12 protein-coding genes are annotated in these 16,856 nt (G+C 36.4%); 11 read left to right on the plus strand and 1 reads right to left on the minus strand.

Annotated features, from left to right (window positions below):
- Nucleotides 1–21 precede the first annotated feature (21 nt).
- The 11 genes from ACFIK0_RS01435 (at nt 22) to ACFIK0_RS01485 (ending at nt 14,222) form a co-directional block, all read left to right on the plus strand.
- Entirely contained in the window at nt 22–687 is a 666-nt protein-coding gene (locus ACFIK0_RS01435) for a response regulator transcription factor (protein ID WP_375630861.1), read from the plus strand.
- A complete protein-coding gene (locus tag ACFIK0_RS01440) occupies nt 687–2,105 on the plus strand; it encodes an ATP-binding protein (protein WP_273791546.1) in 1,419 nt (472 codons plus the stop codon). The genes ACFIK0_RS01435 and ACFIK0_RS01440 overlap by 1 nt, the downstream gene beginning before the upstream one ends.
- Nucleotides 2,106–2,339: 234 nt before the next feature.
- A complete protein-coding gene (locus ACFIK0_RS01445; RefSeq protein WP_273791547.1) occupies nt 2,340–3,110 on the plus strand; it encodes a tetratricopeptide repeat protein in 771 nt (256 codons plus the stop codon).
- Between the two features lie 77 nt (nt 3,111–3,187).
- Nucleotides 3,188–3,667: a cytochrome c maturation protein CcmE gene (gene ccmE, locus ACFIK0_RS01450; RefSeq protein ID WP_273791548.1), complete on the plus strand. Its 480-nt coding sequence runs from the start codon at nt 3,188–3,190 to the stop codon at nt 3,665–3,667.
- 7 nt (nt 3,668–3,674) lie between these two features.
- Nucleotides 3,675–5,654: a heme lyase CcmF/NrfE family subunit gene (locus ACFIK0_RS01455; protein WP_273791549.1), complete on the plus strand. Its 1,980-nt coding sequence runs from the start codon at nt 3,675–3,677 to the stop codon at nt 5,652–5,654.
- A gap of 1 nt (nt 5,655) precedes the next feature.
- On the plus strand, nt 5,656–6,066 hold the full coding sequence (locus ACFIK0_RS01460) for a cytochrome c-type biogenesis protein CcmH (protein WP_375654403.1): 411 nt from the start codon (nt 5,656–5,658) through the stop codon (nt 6,064–6,066).
- Nucleotides 6,067–6,280: 214 nt separating this feature from the next.
- On the plus strand, nt 6,281–7,792 hold the full coding sequence (locus tag ACFIK0_RS01465; RefSeq protein WP_273791551.1) for a Do family serine endopeptidase: 1,512 nt from the start codon (nt 6,281–6,283) through the stop codon (nt 7,790–7,792).
- Between the two features lie 73 nt (nt 7,793–7,865).
- Nucleotides 7,866–8,552: a response regulator transcription factor gene (locus tag ACFIK0_RS01470; protein ID WP_273791552.1), complete on the plus strand. Its 687-nt coding sequence runs from the start codon at nt 7,866–7,868 to the stop codon at nt 8,550–8,552.
- Nucleotides 8,549–9,931 (plus strand): HAMP domain-containing sensor histidine kinase, encoded by a 1,383-nt coding sequence (locus ACFIK0_RS01475; protein WP_273791553.1) that lies wholly within the window; start codon nt 8,549–8,551, stop codon nt 9,929–9,931. Before ACFIK0_RS01470 ends, ACFIK0_RS01475 begins: the two co-directional genes overlap by 4 nt.
- 77 nt (nt 9,932–10,008) lie before the next feature.
- Nucleotides 10,009–12,954, plus strand: a complete 2,946-nt coding sequence (locus tag ACFIK0_RS01480; protein ID WP_273791554.1) for a bifunctional [glutamine synthetase] adenylyltransferase/[glutamine synthetase]-adenylyl-L-tyrosine phosphorylase — start codon at nt 10,009–10,011, stop codon at nt 12,952–12,954.
- Nucleotides 12,955–13,397: 443 nt separating this feature from the next.
- A complete protein-coding gene (locus ACFIK0_RS01485; RefSeq protein ID WP_273791555.1) occupies nt 13,398–14,222 on the plus strand; it encodes an outer membrane protein in 825 nt (274 codons plus the stop codon).
- A gap of 1,449 nt (nt 14,223–15,671) precedes the next feature.
- On the opposite strand, the gene ACFIK0_RS01490 is transcribed toward ACFIK0_RS01485, so the two are convergent.
- Nucleotides 15,672–16,556 (minus strand): metallophosphoesterase family protein, encoded by an 885-nt coding sequence (locus ACFIK0_RS01490; protein ID WP_375630853.1) that lies wholly within the window; start codon nt 16,554–16,556, stop codon nt 15,672–15,674.
- Nucleotides 16,557–16,856 lie beyond the last annotated feature (300 nt).

A 16,856-nucleotide genomic window follows, 5' to 3' on the forward strand; every position in this document is an offset into this window, starting at 1 on the left:
TTTTTGGCAGATGGTGTTGTGATGCGTATCTTAATCGTTGAAGATGATCGGAATCTTCACCATCAATTAGCAGAAGCTGTAAGACGTGCAGGATATGTTTCCGATAGTGCTTTCGATGGTGAAGAAGCTTATTTTTTAGGGAGCACAGAGTCTTACGACGCGGTGATACTTGATATAGGTTTACCGCAGATTGATGGTATTAGTGTTGTTGAAAAGTGGCGTCAAGAAGGGCTCTCCATGCCTGTTTTAATGCTAACGGCGCGAGACCGTTGGTCTGATAAGGTGCACGGTATTGATGCTGGAGCTGACGATTATGTTGTGAAGCCATTTCATTTGGAGGAAGTGATGGCACGTTTGCGAGCATTAATTCGTCGCACTACGGGACATGCGACAAGTGCATTATGTTGCGGAAATGTTTTGTTGGATACAAAGACGTCTCGTGTTTTTGTAGATGGTCAATTGATTAAACTAACATCTTATGAATTCAGACTGCTTTCGTATCTCATGCATCATTGTGACAGGGTCATTTCAAGAACAGAGCTTACAGAACATCTTTATGATCAGGATTTTGATAAGGACTCGAATACGGTGGAAGTCTTTGTAGGTCGGTTACGGAAAAAGCTTGGAGTGGATTTGATTGAAACTATTCGAGGAATGGGGTATCGCGTGAGAATGCTAGGTGATTAATGAATGTTTTTGAAGAGAATAATTGGTGTAGGAGGTTCTTTTTTGTAATTACTCGATCTCTCAGTTTACGTGTTATGATCTTATCAACATTATGGGTTGTTATTTCTCTTTTATCGATTTCTGCAGTAAGTATTTTATTTTATAAGCGTTCAACTGAACAAAGCCTAGAGCGTATCCTTTCTGCTCAACTCTACAGTCTTATTGCAACAGTGACGGTGTCATCGGAAGGTACTTTGATAGGAGGGGCTGGGATTGATGATATTCGTTATTCTGATCCAACAACAGGATGGTATTGGGAAGTTGTTGCGATATCCCATAATTTAAAAGGAAGATTGACATCCCCCTCATTGGGAACAGGCGAGATATTTACACCAAGTGATGTTGATATACCTTTTGACAATAAATTCTTTCGCTCTTATCGGATAACGGGGAACAATGGTCAAAAGTTACAAGTGATTGAGAGTGATGTTGTTCTTGATAATAAAAATCATATTGCACGTTTTCGGCTTGTTGGGAATATCGATGAAGCTCATGCCCAGGTAAAGGAATTTACGCGAACTTTGCAAATTTTTCTTTGGAGTTTCGGTATCGGGAGTGTTCTTATTAATATTGCTATTATTTTCTTTAGTTTTCAACCGTTGAAGCTTATTCGACACGCATTGAATGATATTCGCGAAGGAAGAGTTCATTATGTGAATACGGATTTAGTAAGCGAAGTGATGCCGCTTGTACAAGAGATGAATGCTCTCATTAATAATAATCAGCGTATTATTGAGCGATTTCGCACACAAGTTGGTAATCTCGCGCATTCATTGAAGACGCCTCTATCTGTGATTATGAATGAGACAGATAAGATGCGCGGAGAAAAGGCTTGTTTGTTGAGAGAGCAAACGCAAATAATGCAAGCTCAAATCAATCATTATCTTCAGCGTGCACGGATTGCAGCACAATGCGATAGTATTGTCTATCATACGTCTGTTCGCAGTGTGCTTGAACGTTTGGTGCGGGTTATGAAAAAGCTTAATCCTGAAAAACAAATTCAATTTATTATGGATGTTGATGATATTGTTTTTTCTGGAGAGAAGGAAGATTTAGAAGAAATTGTAGGGAATTTGATTGAAAATGCTACTCAGTGGTCTCGAGCAAAGGTTTTGATCTCTTGTTGTTTAGAAGAAAATGTTGAAGAAAAAGAATATTTTAGTATCTTTGTAGAAGATGATGGTCCTGGTTTAACAGAAGACAAAATTGATGAAGCATTAAAAAGAGGGCGGCGGTTTAATGAAAGTAAACTAGGGGCAGGCTTAGGGTTAGCAATTGTTTCAGATATGGTCAGTGAATATGGTGGCAATCTCTTTTTATCACGTTCTGATTTGGGTGGATTGTATGCAAAAGTTTTGTTACCTAAGATGGGAGAATAACATATTTTCTTCTTAAGCAAGAAATGTCTATAAAGTTTATAAAGCAGTATTTTAGACAATACATAAAGAGTAGGGAAACATTGTTTTTAGTTTCTTTGCTTAATTGATATATATGATAGATATTTTATAATATTCTCCATGAAAAAATGAATTTTTATTAATTCACATTACTTTTCTCATGAAGAGGATAAAATGTAAGCGAGTTATTCTCTGTTCGTATTGGAAAAAAACGATATGCTCTTATTAATTTTTGCAGCATTTTTTCTGACTTTTCTGGCAAGTATTCTTTTTCTTTCACTACGTTTTGACGATGAGATAAAGAAAGAATGGACAGTTGAAACCGTAGATGGTTATAGAAGCCATAAGCGTATGATTGAGTTTAACAAGCTTTATATGAATTATAAAAAAAGAAATATTCTTAAGGCTTTGAGTATTTTGTTTGTTCTTCTGATGACATGGAGTATTTATGGGCTGACAGGCAATCCAGAAGTGAAAAGTTATTTTTTTAGCGAATTAATGGATAAGGATCCTAAAACTCTCAGTAAGCAAGAAAAGCTTATTCGTTTACAAGTGCTTTTTTTCCGTGCACCTCACGATGGCAAGCTAGCAGATGCGTTAGCGGTAGGGTATCTCGAAGAAAGCCTTTTTCAAGAAGCTGTGAATACTTATTTAGATGCACTTCGTTTGAATGGAGAAACAGCTCCAAGGCTTGTCGGATACGGTTTAGCATTGGTTGGTTATGAAGGGGGGGTGATAACGCAAGAAGCGCAAAATGCCTTTCAAAAAGCAGCAGATTTAGCCCCAACAGATTTTTATCCACGTTTGTTGTTGGCCGATGCATTGCATCAAGCAGGAAAAACTGCGCAGGCAGTGCAATTTTTACAAAGCTTTCTTGATACAATGCCTGAAAATTTTTCAGGACAATCACGTGTTAAAAAAATGATGATTCAGTTACGTGATTTATCGAGTGAGCATACAGAGAAAAGAAATCTTGCACCTATGTAGAAGATGTGCAAAGCTCTTAAAAAATAAAATATTGATACTTAATTATAACGTATTTAAACTTTTTTCGCAGAGTGTCTATGAACAGTCAATCTTTAAAGAGTTCTGCCTCATGGAAGGTTATTTTAGAGCAGCGAAAAAAAAGGCGCTTACTGATCATATTATTATGTTGTTTGGTTATGACAATTGCAGCAAGTCTCATAGTGTATGCAATGCGTCATGCGGTCAGTTTTTTTAGAATGCCCTCTGAAATTACAAGAGAAGATATTTTAACGGAGCGCCCTTTGCGTTTGGGTGGCTTTGTTGAAAAGGGAACCGTTCAATATGTTGGAGAGAGAGGAGTTATTTTTTTTGTAACGGATAACAAAAAACATGAAAAAGTGGTTTTCAATGGTGCCTTACCGGATCTTTTTCGTGAAGGTCAGGGGGTGATTGTAGAAGGGCATTTCGATAAACAGGGCTTTTTTATAGGGATGCGTATTTTAGCAAAACATGATGAAACTTATATGCCTAAAGAAACAGCTGATCGTTTGAAAAAACATTACATTATGGAGAAATAATTCGATTGTGCTTGTCGAACTGGGTCATATTTTTTTAGCTGCAGCATTTTCAGTAAGCTTATTAGGGGCGTTTTTACCTGCTTTAGGTTTTTGGTGGAGAGAGCGTTTGTTAATGCAAACAGCTGTTCCTCTAACATATATCACTTTTACATTACTACTTTTATCTTTTTTAGTGATAATTTATGCTTATGTCGTATCTGATTTTTCTGTTTTGAACGTTGTTGAGAATTCTCATTCAGAAAAACCGATGCTCTATAAAATTACAGGTGTTTGGGGAAATCACGAAGGCTCTATGTTGTTATGGGTTTTAAGTCTTGCTTTTTTTAGCGCATTGATGGCTTTTTTTAGCCAACATTTGCCAGAAGATTTTAAGACGCTTGTTTTAATTTGCCAAAGTTGGATTACAACTGCTTTTCTTTTATTTATTCTTTTTGTATCCAATCCATTTTTACGCGTGAATCCACCAGCATTGCAGGGAAATGGTCTCAATCCTCTTTTACAAGATATCGCATTAGCAATTCATCCACCGCTACTTTATTTAGGTTATGTTGGTTTTTCACTTTGTTTTTCTTTTGCCGTTGCGGCATTGATTATGGGACATGTTGATAGAATTTGGGCGCGTGGAATTCGTCCGTGGCTTTTACTTTCTTGGTGTTTTTTGACATTGGGTATTATGGTTGGCTCCTATTGGGCTTATTATGAGCTAGGATGGGGCGGCTATTGGTTTTGGGATCCTGTTGAAAATGTTTCGTTTATGCCTTGGCTTTCAGGAACGGCTCTTTTACATTCTGCTCTTGTTCTCGAAAAACGAGAAATATTGAAAAGTTGGACTTTGTTTTTAGCGCTGCTTACTTTTTCCCTTTCTCTGATGGGAACTTTTCTTGTGCGTTCTGGGCTTTTAATTTCTGTTCATAGTTTTGCTGTTGATCCAGCACGGGGGCAGGCAATGCTTGCGCTTTTCTTTTTTTTTACAGGAGCGGCTTTTTTTCTTTTTGCTTTGCGCACCCCTATTTTAAAAACAGAAAGATTTTTTCAACCAATTTCACGTGAAGGGTTTATTGTTTTAAATAATTTGTTACTTACAACAATAACAGCAACAGTATTGATTGGTACGCTTTATCCTTATTTTATTGAGATATTAACTGGGCAAAAAATTTCTGTAGGGGCTGCTTTTTTTAACCTTACCTGTGGACCGCTAATGGTTTTGCTGTTGTTGTTTGTTCCGTTTGGGACAATGATGGCATGGAAACGCGGTGATTTTCTTGCAGTTTTTGAACGGTTATGGTTTGTTTTTGTATTCGTTGGTATCGTCTGTTTTATAATATTCTATGCGGCATCTGTGCGTGATATTTTTGCAGTTTTAGGGATTGGGCTTTCAGCGTTTGTTTTTTTAGGCAGTTTAGCGGATCTATGGGGAAAGAGTGGATATGGCAAGAGAGCTTTTTCAGTACGCGTTAAGAGATTTCTTGGATTGCCATGGTCTACTTTTGGTGCAGCAATAGCACATATGGGATTAGGCGTTACACTATTTGGTATTGTTTGTGTGGCAAGTTTTGGGCAAGAACGTATTTTAATCATGAACATAGGGGATAGGGTGACGATAGCGGATAAAACGCTTCATTTTGATGCAGTGTATGATGGTGTTGGTTCGAATTATTCGACAATGGAGTTTTATTTTAAAATATATGAAAATAAAAACATTGTGGGTCATGTAACAGCCTCAAAGCGATTTTACTCAAGTCAAAATACATCAACAACAGAAGTTGGTCTGAAAAATCATGGCTTATCGCAGCTATATATTGTACCGGGACATATCGATAATCGGGGTCTTGTTGTGCACGTATGGTGGAAGCCTTATGTAATATGTATTTGGTTAGGGGCATTCATGATGGCTATGGGGGGATGTCTTTCTCTTCTGGGGTATTGGTTTCGCATTGGCATGTACAATAGGGTAGTGCTTGCTTTAAATTTTTGGAAAAGACATTGAGATGAAAAAAATTCTTTGGATTGTATTTTTTTTAATTGCAACGTTTCCTTTTCAATTAGCAATAGCAGTAGAGCCGGATGAGATTTTAAAGGATAAGATTCTTGAAGCGCGAGCACGCCATATTTCATCGCATTTACGTTGTCCGGTTTGTCAAAATCAATCAATTGATGATTCAGATGCTGCTTTAGCACGTGATTTACGGCTTTTAATTCGGGAAAGGCTAAAAATGGGCTATAGTAATCAGCAAGTCACTGACTTTCTTGTTGAGCGATATGGTGAATTTATTCTCTTGAAGCCACCATTGAATAAAATAACTTGGTTTTTATGGTTCTCGCCTTTGATCATTATTATCATTGGCATAAGTATCATATTTTTCCACTTCAAACGGAATAATCATGCGTTATGTGAATGAAAAAGAACAGTCAAAAATGTCATTGCATTAAAAAAGATGTTACATAAAAGAAATCAGATCATTTGCAATGAGCATACAATCTTATTGTAATTATATTAGGGAATACTGAAACCTTACAAAACTTTAATAATTTAGACAGAAAACGGTAAGGTCTGGTATTTTATAAGTGGTCGGAATTGGAATAAAGGTATGATTGAATAGGAGCATAGAGTAAATGGTTAAAAAGGCTTTCTTTAAAACATTTGTCGCAGTGAGTTTTTCTGCGATATTGGAAAGTGCACTGTTTTTTAGTGGATGTACATCAAGCTTGTGGATGACAAAGGCTCATGCAAGTTCTGTATTTACTTCGTTAATGCAACAACAGGGATTTGCCGATATTGTTGCTCAAGTGAAACCAGCCGTTGTAGCAGTACAAGTAAAGAGCAATAAAAAGAAAGAAGATAGGTTCTTTAGCAACTTTTTTAGTGGTCCAGGACTTGATCAATTACCAGATCAGCATCCTTTAAAAAGATTTTTTAAAGAGTTTTATGATTTTGATAAACCTAAAAATAAATTTCCGCACCAATCGCAGAGACTCCGTCCTGTTGCTTTTGGATCGGGTTTTTTTATTTCATCTGATGGTTACATTGTGACCAATGATCATGTGATTTCTGATGGAACAAGTTATACTGTTGTTCTTGATGATGGTACAGAATTGAATGCAAAGCTCATTGGGAAAGACCCCAAAACCGATCTTGCCGTACTAAAAGTGAATGATAAAAGAAAATTTTCCTATGTTGATTTTGGTGATGATTCAAAGCTTCGTGTTGGGGATTGGGTTGTTGCCATTGGGAATCCATTTGGTCTTGGTGGAACTGTGACAGCAGGTATTGTTTCTGCACGTGGACGTGATATTGGCACTGGTGTGTACGATGATTTTATTCAGATTGATGCTGCTGTTAATAGAGGAAACTCTGGTGGTCCAACGTTTGATCTTAATGGAAAGGTTGTTGGGGTTAATACAGCAATTTTTTCTCCTTCTGGAGGAAATGTTGGGATTGCTTTTGCTATTCCGGCTGCGACTGTAAAACAGGTTGTACAACAACTTATTGAAAAAGGTTCAGTTCAACGTGGTTGGTTAGGTGTTCAGATTCAGCCGGTAACAAAGGAGATTTCCGATTCAATAGGTTTGAAAGAAGCCAAAGGTGCTTTGGTTACTGATCCGTTAAAAGGACCGGCAGAAAAGGCTGGTATTAAAGCGGGTGATGTAATTATTTCAGTGAATAATGAAAAAATTGCTGATGCGCGTGAGCTGGCGAAACGTATTGCAAATATTAAACCAGGAGAAATGGTAACCATAGGGATTTGGAGATCAGGTAAGGAGGAGAGCATCAAGGTTAAACTCGCTTCAATGTCTGAAGATGAAAGTAAGAAAGAGACTTCAAAATATTCAAATGGACAGAGTGATTTAGATGAAACATTGGAAGATTATGGTCTGATTGTTATGCCTTCTGATGATGGTGTAGGGGTTGTCGTAACGGATGTCGATACCGATTCAGATGCTGCAGATAAAGGGATACGCCCTGGTGATGTCATTGTGACAGTAAATAATAAACCGGTTAAACGAGTCTCTGATATTATTAACACAATCAAAAATGCTCAGCAGTTAGGACGAAAGGCTATACTCTTACAAGTGCGGACAAATGATCAAAATCGTTTTGTTGCTCTTCCAATTTTCAAAAAGTAAGGCTTTAGTTTGTAGGACAAATGTTTATTAAATATTTGTCCTACAACATAATAAAATAATGGAGATACGTTTTATGAAGATACTCGTTATTGAAGATGATCATGAGACGGGGCATTATCTCGAAAAAGCTTTTTTGGAAGTAGGGCATTCCGTTGATGTTGCTTATGATGGGGATACGGGATATGCTTTAGCAACCACGGAAAATTATGACGTTATGGTTGTTGACCGAATGCTTTTACATCGTGATGGTCTTTCTATTATTGCTGAATTGCGCGCTAAAGGCAATGAAACACCGGTTCTTATCCTGTCTGCTTTAGGGCAAGTTAATGATCGTGTAACGGGGCTGCGTGCAGGGGGAGATGATTATTTGACAAAGCCTTATGCTTTTTCTGAACTTCTTGCGCGTGTTGAAGTTTTACAACGGCGGAAAAATCCTAAAGAAGCAGAAACTGTTTACTGTGTAGGTAATCTTGAGCTTGATCGGCTAGCACATACGGTAAAACGAGGTGATAGAAACATTCTATTGCAACCACGAGAGTTTCGTTTACTTGAATATTTGATGCGTTATGCCGGGCAGGTTGTTACACGCACTATGCTTTTGGAAAATGTTTGGAATTACCATTTTGATCCACAAACGAATGTCATTGATGTCCATATCTCCCGTTTGAGAGCCAAAATTGAAAAAGATTTTGATGTTCCCCTTCTTCATACAGTGCGTGGAGCTGGATATATGCTGAAAGTACCAGATAACAAAGCATGAATCGTTTGATTAATATAATGCGCACGACAGCGCTAAGGCTTTCAGCACTTTACATTTTATTGTTTGGATTGGTGGCAACAGGACTTTCTATTTATATGACGGCATTTTCTGCTTCATTGTTAACAGAGCAAACTGAACAGGCTTTACATGAAGAATTAAAGTATATTGAAAATGCTTATAATTATGGGGGATTATCCTTATTAATGCGCACTATTGATTATCGTTCAAGACAACCAGGAGCATTTCTTTATCTTGTTACAGATTCTATGGGGCGTATTTTAGCAGGAAATGTAGCACGTATTGAATTAGGTCTTTTGAATCAGAGTGGTTTTATTTCTACCTCTTTTTTGTATTCCCGTTTTGGAGAACATGGCAAAACAAGTGAACATCGCGCTTTGGCGGTTATTGTTGATTTGCCTAATGCTATGAAGATTCTTATAGGACGTGATTTGGATGAGCCAGAACGTTTTGCAGTGGTTATTCGTAAAGCTGTGATCATTGCACTTGCTGCAATGGTTGGAGGCGCTTTACTCATATGGTTTTTTGTTGGCAGGAGAGCTTTACAAAGGATTGATCATGTAACGGCTGCATCACAGCGCTTGATGGATGGTGACTTCAGTGGGCGTTTACCTGTCTCTGGAGTAGGGGATGAGTTTGATCGATTGTCAACCAATCTTAATGTTATGTTAGACCGCATTGAAGAGTTAAATATTGGTTTACGTCAAGTATCAGATAATATTGCTCATGACCTGAAAACGCCGTTAACGCGTCTTAGAAATCGTGCTGAAGAAGCGCTTTCAGGAAATAAGACAAAGCTTGAATATCGTCAGGTCCTTGATAGGGTTATTGCAGAATCAGATCAACTTATTTGTACGTTCAATGCAATTTTAATGATTTCACGTATTGAGGCCAGCAGTGCAATTGAGCATCTTGAAATGATGAATATGAAACTGATCCTTGAGGATGCTGTTGAGATTTACGAACCTTTTGCTGAAGAGTCAGGTGTTTTACTTCGGTTGGGGAATATATTTGATAAAGAGCTTAAGTTGAATCGTGAGCTTGTTGCACAATCAATTTTTAATCTTATAGATAATGCCATTAAATATGCGTCTAAAGGTGAAAGGAAAGCGGAGGTTTGCTTATCAATGGAATATCGTGATGAACATTTATTAGTTGTTGTGAGCGATAATGGACCAGGAATAGCAGAGGATAAACGTGAAAAAGTGACAGAACGATTTGTTCGTCTTGAAGAAAGCCGCACACAACCTGGGTTTGGGATTGGGTTAAGTATAGCAAAAGCAGTTATGAAGCTTCACGGGGGTGAATTGTTACTTGAAAATGCAAATCCAGGGCTTAGGGCTGTTTTGTTATTTCCTTAAAGATATTTTTCTTCACTTTTCTCTTTTCATACGTAACAACTATTTTAAAAGTATAAAGCAGTAGAAAGGAAAGCAAAATGCTTTTCAAGGGAGCGCAGACGAAACAAGCTTTTTTAAAAACACAGCTTCTCCCTTTATGCCCTCTCGATAAAAGTAGTTCCCAATGGTTAAAAGACATGGAAGAACAAGCAAGGAAAGAAGGTTTAGAATCGCTTATTTCCATCATTTCAGAGAGTGGAACGCAGATTGATTTTATCAGTTCGGTTATGACCTTATCTCCTTTTTTGCGTGAGGTTTTAATTGCCAATCCATCATATCTTAGTGCTTTATTAAATGTTGATGTAGAAACAAGGCTGAGCGAAATTATAGATGATATTACGGCTATCGATAAGGATGAAACTATAAATGAAACTTCATTGATGGCTGCTTTAAGGCGCAAAAAACGAGAAGCGCATGTTCTCATTGCTTTAGCTGATTTGGGAGGTGTTTTTACTTACGAAGTTTCATGTGCTTGGTTGACACGTTTGGGCGAAGCAGCATTAAGTGTAGCACTACGTTTTCTATTAAGAGAAGCGCATGATCATGGTAAGATCAATTTATTAAGCCGTGAGAATCCAGAAAAAGACTGTGGTTTAATTATTTTAGGGATGGGAAAGTTAGGAGCAGGGGAACTTAATTATTCTTCTGATATTGATCTTATTGTTTTCATTGATGAAACATCACCTCATATTGGTAATCTTTCTGAAAGTGTTGACGTATTTTCTAAAATGGTACGCCGATTAATCCGTATCATTCAAGAACGCACTGCGGAAGGATATGTTTTTCGTCTTGATTTTCGTCTTCGTCCAGATCCAGGTTCAACCCCTTTGGCCTTACCAGTAAGGACTGCATTGCGTTATTACGAAGGGCGTGGGCAAAATTGGGAACGAGCAGCCATGATTAAAGCACGTCCAGTTGCTGGTGATAAGAGGGCAGGTTTTAACTTTCTCAAAGAGCTTTTTCCCTATGTATGGCGGAAATATTTAGATTACGCTGCTATTGCTGATATTCATTCGATCAAACGTCAAATTCATGCGCATAAAAATTACGGTCAAATTGCAGCTTATGGGCATAATATAAAGTTAGGTCGTGGTGGTATTCGTGAGATTGAGTTTTTTGTTCAGACACAGCAACTCATTGCTGGTGGACGTTTTCCTCAATTACGTGGACGTCAGACAGTTGCAATGTTAGCAGAACTTCACACGCTTGGTTGGATCAGTGAGAAAACGAGAAATAGCCTTATAAAAAGTTATGCTTTTCTTCGAAATGTGGAACATCGTATTCAAATGCTTTTCGATGAACAAACACATCTTCTTCCAAATGATACTGCTCAATTCACAAGTGTTGCCTATTTAATGGGTTATCAAGACAGTAGCAGTTTTATCCGTGATTTATTAAAAACACTTCAGGTTGTTGAAAAACATTATGCAGCACTGTTTGAGAATGAGCAAGAACTTGGTTTAGAAATTGGTAATTTAGTTTTTACCGGTGAAGAAGATGATCCGGAGACATTAATAACGTTAAGCCGTTTAGGCTTCGAAAGAGCAAGTGATATTTGTCGTATTATGCGCACGCTCCATTTTGGTCGTTATAAAGCAACGCAATCAGCCGAAGCACGCGAGAGATTAACGGAATTAACACCAGCTCTTTTGAAAGCTTTTGGTGGGACAAAACGAGCTGATGAGGCGATGTTGCGTTTTGATGGTTTTTTACAGGGCTTACCTTCAGGAATTCAGCTTTTTAGTCTTTTGCAGTCTAATCCCTCTCTTTTGGATATGCTTGTCCTTATTATGGGTGCTGCTCCACGTCTTGCAGAAATTATTACACGCAGATCCCACGTTTTTGATGGAATGTTAGACCCAAATATTCTTTCAGAATTACCAACAAAAACGTATTTAGAAAAACGGCTTGAATATTTTCTTGAAAATGTTCTTTCTTATGAGGAGATTCTTGACCATTTAAGGATTTTTGCAGATGAACAACGTTTTTTGATTGGTATTCGAATTTTGAATGGTGCAATTACAGGAGAAAGAGCGGGTTTTGCTTTTACTGCACTTGCTGATCTTATGATTACAAAAACATTTGCTACCGTTCAAGAGGAATTTTCTCGTCTTCATGGTCGTATTAAAGGGGGGCGTGTTGGCATATTGGGTATGGGGAAACTTGGAAGTCGTGAATTAACAGCAGATTCCGATGTTGACCTCGTTTTGCTTTATGAACATGATGATGATGCAGAAATATCTGATGGAGAAAAGCCTCTTTATATTTCTCAATATTATACGCGTTTAGCACAGCGCCTCGTTTCTGCTTTATCCACTCTTACAAGCCAAGGTGTTCTTTATGTCGTTGATTTAAGGTTACGGCCGTTAGGCAATAAAGGACCTATTGCTGTTTCTTTTCCATTTTTTAAAAAGTATTATCGCCAAGAAGCATGGATATGGGAATATCTTGCTTTAACAAGGGCTCGAGGCATTGCAGGAGATCCTGATTTTTTACAAAAGCTAGAAAATGAAGTGTGTGCAATTATTGCTATTTCTCGTGATAAGAAGGAAGTTGCAAAAGAAGTGTGTGAAATGCGTTCCTTGATTGCAAAAGAAAAGCCGCCAAAAAATCAATGGGATTTAAAAACGATGTCTGGTGGCATTATGGATTTGGAGTTTATTGCTCAATTTTCTCTTATTACGCATGTCATTGAGTTTCAAATTGGAGCGACGACAGCGGATATTTTAGATCACTTACCAAACAGTTTTCTTAATCAGTCATGTATTGCTGATTTACATTATGCCTATCGTCTTTATACAAATTTGAGTCAAATTATACGGCTTTGCTTAAATGATTCTCTTGATCCCAATGACATGCCACCTGGATTAAGTGACCTTTTGTTAAATAGTGTTGGGGAACCTGATTTGCTTCGTGTTGAAAAATTAATTGCAGAAACTGGGCAATTGGTCTGTTCAGTTTTTACAAAAATCATGAAACATTAAAATAATTCTATAAGAATAATAAAAATTATTAATTCCATTTTTATATATTAATTTTTGTCTTTTATTTCATTACACGTTTGAGAGGGTTAGAGTGAAGTTCTCTAGTGGTTTTTCAAGTGTGATGAAAAAATTTCTCTGTTAAATGTGCTATTCTAGGTATTATTCTTTATACAAAAAGCGATGAGTGACTAGTTTAGTGAATGATATGCTTTATGAGCCTTATCTCATTCTTTTCAAAAAATTGATATTATAATTATTTATATAATTCTGGATAATAATGATCAATATGAAGCTATAAAAGCTACTATAGATTAATAGTTTTAGGAAATTATAAATAAGATTTTAATTTTTCAACTGTGTCATTTTTGCTATAGATTTTTTGAAAAAAGTGTGAAACGATTTATTATTATTTATGTATCACATTAGCTTTTAGGGGAGCAATTATGATTACAAAGTATTTAGCCTCAACATCTATATTTTCTTTAATTTCAATTTCTGTAGTACAGGCGTCGGATATCGCTATTCCTGAACAGCCTGTTCCTGTTATTGCAGCGCCTGCTTTTTCTTGGACAGGATTTTATCTTGGAGGACAGATTGGTAACTTTTCAGGTAAAACAACTGCAAGTTATTTAAAAGATGAGACAAGGATATGGAATCCAATTGGAAAGGAGAATTTACCTAAACTTTCTGGTTTTATAGGGGGAGTTTATGCAGGTTCCAATATTGATATCGATAATAGTTTTATTATAGGTATTGATACGGATATTATGTGGTCTGGTAAAAAGGATTCTAAAGATGTCGATCTACCGGAAAAAAGTCCAACTGAAGAAAAACCACAACCTACAGAAGAAAAAAGTCTAACAAGAGATTTGCATGAGAATGATTCAACAAGGCGTATTAAAGCTGTACGTCATACCTTAAAACAAAAATGGGCTGGTGCTACACGGGTGAGAGTTGGTTTTGCGATTGAGCGTATGATGCCTTATATTTCCGGAGGGGTTGCTTATACGCAGCTTCAGAATATTTTTGGGTTAGTTACTGATAGCAAAAATGGAGAAGTTGATTTTTCTGATTGGTTGCATGATGAAAAAAAGACCATGATTGGTTACACCCTTGGAGGTGGTATTGATTTTGCAATGACTGATAATGTTATTGTGCGTGCAGAATATCGTTATTCAGATTTTGGCAAAAAGAAGTTCATACAGGATAAATTTGAAATGGGCTACAAAACAAATGATTTCCGTGTGGGTGTAGCTTATAAATTTTAATTTTTTGCAGAATTAAACAATTCAAAAGTCTCATTTTCGAATGAGGCTTTTATTTTTCAGATATGCGCTGGAAAATATTCTTCACTCAAAAGAGCTACTATTTTATTCGAACAATACGTTGATTTATAAATATAATTTACTTTTTGTCATGTTGAGTGAGAGATCCAAGGATCATAAGATTTTCTCATTTTAAACCTATACCATGTTGACCAATCAAAACCGCGTCTTTTGTACGTCAAAAGGAGGGAGAGCAGTGAGATAAACAACATTAAAGAAAGAATAAAAATGCCTCTTATGAATCATCTTAAGTGCCAAAAGCTGTCGCTACATTGGGGATTGGCAAAGTGTGAGATTTGATACTAGCTTGCTTTTCCATAAACGTAAAGATGGTGATGCTAAATGGACTTATCATTACATCATTCATAGGTGCCGTCGGGAAATGAGTTTGGGTGCTGTAAAAGATGCTTTTTTAAACCAACACATGAATTGGCAACTTAATGGCGTTTTGTTTTATTTGAAAGACCTCTGATACAATCGACTTTTCTGTTTTGCGTTATCGTAAAATATTTTATTTAATAACAAAAAGATCGCAAAAAAATTCTAAAGCACATAAAATTACATCCGCAATATAACTCAATAATAATAAAAATTCATATTATAATTTTTATTATTAGATATTTTATGTGATATTATAAATAATAATTTATAATAATAAAATAATTATAAAGAGTATTATAAATTTATTTATAGGAAAAAATAGATAGCAAATTAGGAATTTATCGAGACATAAAAAACATTATTACCTATATCTGTTATCGAAATATAATCTATTATTTTTTATATTTTTTTAAATGTACGATAATAAATATCAAGTGAAATAGTAAGGGATTATTTCAAATCTATTTACGATAAATCAATCAACATTATTTGTTTATAAATCACAAGTAGGTTGGGTTATTGAAATTATATACTTTAGTTATTATTTGGCTTTTTTAGTCATCTATTTTCAGGTATAGAAGCTGAATGAGCTTCTCTATTATTCTATAAAATATCATCATTGTAATATTATAAGGATTTTACGCATTAGATGCTTTTGGAGGAGTGTATGATGAAATTTAAAGCAGGGTTTATGTGTAGAGCTTTGTGAAGTAAATCACATGCGCAATTAGCAGCTGGAACCCATGCGACAAGAATCCGGATTATTTATAAATCAGATGGGGTAGAATTTTCGTCCTTTAGGGCGGGAAGGAAGAAAACCAATAAGTTTGTAAAAAGCTCGTTACATAAGTGGGGCAGCAGATGGAATTCTCTGAGAAAAATTGATCTATTAACAGAGAAGGTGAAACTTTGTCTTTTAAGGAGAAAAAGGGAAATAAGAATTATGATTTCCAAAGGGATGTGAAATAAAAATATTTTCGTTTTTGGTTGTTTTGGCAACTATGAAGGTGTTTAAAGATTAATTGTTTCAGTACATGCAATCTCGTTTTTGGGGTTGATAATGCTATAACGTTGTAATTGGCAATGCCATTGATTTTGTAAGCGTTCAATGGAAAATAAATTAAAGCCTGCGGGTGGTTTTTTATCACCAAAAGCTTGTGATGCGGAAGGAACACCAACAATAGGAATTTTTTTAATTGGTCCTTCAATGTAATTCAATGTGGGTAAATGAGTATGTCCGTGAAGAATAAGTTCACAACCGTGATATTTGATAACGTTTAGAAAACGTTTTATATCCCGTAGTTTTTTATGCCAAGATGTTGCATTGGGAAAAGGGGGATGGTGAATCATGACGACACGAAAAAGGTTGCGCTGTGCTGCTTCTTTTAAAAAGAGCGGTAAAGTTTGCGCTTGCATTTTACCAAAATAACCAGAAGCTTGAAAAGGCAGTGTCGCAATGGCTGAAGAAGCTGCTATGATGGCAACATCTTTGCGAATGCGCATATAAGGAAAGACGCTTTTTTGAGGGATGTCACCTGTAATCCAAGGTTTAAAGAGAGTGCATGCTTTTTGGAAAGCGCCGCGGACATAGGCATCGTGATTTCCAAATGTCAAAGAAATATCTTGAGGTTGTCCTAAGTTAAGTAGCCAACGACGTGCTTGTTCAAATTCCTTATCGAGAGCAAGATTTACAAGATCACCAGAGATCACAAGGTGATCAGGTTTTGTTTTGTTCAAGGCATCTATTAAAGTTTCTAGGACGTCTGTTGCCATCTGACTCTTACGTTTTTTTTGCCAATTCAGATAACCGGTAAGACGTTTCCCAGAAAGTTCGAAGAGGGAAGGTTGCGGGAGAGGTGAAAGATGTACATCCGATATATGGGCAAGATAAAACATAAAAGCTCGTAGAGTATTAAAAACGATTTAAAGAATAAACATAAGATAAGTTAGTGCTTAAAGGCAAGAAAGATTGTAAAATAAAAATTAGCTTGCAAAAAAGAACGCCTCAAGCGGAATGTTCCAAATAGAATATCCCCAATAGAATATCATTGTGTTGTACATTCACATATTTGTAAAAAAACATTTCTCAATGCGTTTGAGCTAATTTCACGACCGGTATTCGATGCTATAATAGAAAGCTTCTGTGAAGTATATAGGGCTTACTGTACACTACCATCTCTACGCTTATACAAGGTG

It is taken from the genome of Bartonella sp. CL63NXGY, from assembly GCF_042194905.1.
GTDB lineage: Bacteria > Pseudomonadota > Alphaproteobacteria > Rhizobiales > Rhizobiaceae > Bartonella.

Bases quoted from the DNA above. Each gene is read 5' to 3' on its own strand.
- ACFIK0_RS01435 (WP_375630861.1), top strand. From the start codon at position 22: ATGCGTATCTTAATCGTTGAAGATGATCGGAATCTTCACCATCAATTA.
- ACFIK0_RS01440 (WP_273791546.1), top strand. From the start codon at position 687: ATGAATGTTTTTGAAGAGAATAATTGGTGTAGGAGGTTCTTTTTTGTA.
- ACFIK0_RS01445 (WP_273791547.1), top strand. From the start codon at position 2,340: ATGCTCTTATTAATTTTTGCAGCATTTTTTCTGACTTTTCTGGCAAGT.
- ccmE (WP_273791548.1), top strand. From the start codon at position 3,188: ATGAACAGTCAATCTTTAAAGAGTTCTGCCTCATGGAAGGTTATTTTA.
- ACFIK0_RS01460 (WP_375654403.1), top strand. From the start codon at position 5,656: ATGAAAAAAATTCTTTGGATTGTATTTTTTTTAATTGCAACGTTTCCT.
- ACFIK0_RS01465 (WP_273791551.1), top strand. From the start codon at position 6,281: ATGGTTAAAAAGGCTTTCTTTAAAACATTTGTCGCAGTGAGTTTTTCT.
- ACFIK0_RS01470 (WP_273791552.1), top strand. From the start codon at position 7,866: ATGAAGATACTCGTTATTGAAGATGATCATGAGACGGGGCATTATCTC.
- ACFIK0_RS01475 (WP_273791553.1), top strand. From the start codon at position 8,549: ATGAATCGTTTGATTAATATAATGCGCACGACAGCGCTAAGGCTTTCA.
- ACFIK0_RS01480 (WP_273791554.1), top strand. From the start codon at position 10,009: ATGCTTTTCAAGGGAGCGCAGACGAAACAAGCTTTTTTAAAAACACAG.
- ACFIK0_RS01485 (WP_273791555.1), top strand. From the start codon at position 13,398: ATGATTACAAAGTATTTAGCCTCAACATCTATATTTTCTTTAATTTCA.
- ACFIK0_RS01490 (WP_375630853.1), bottom strand. From the start codon at position 16,556: ATGTTTTATCTTGCCCATATATCGGATGTACATCTTTCACCTCTCCCG.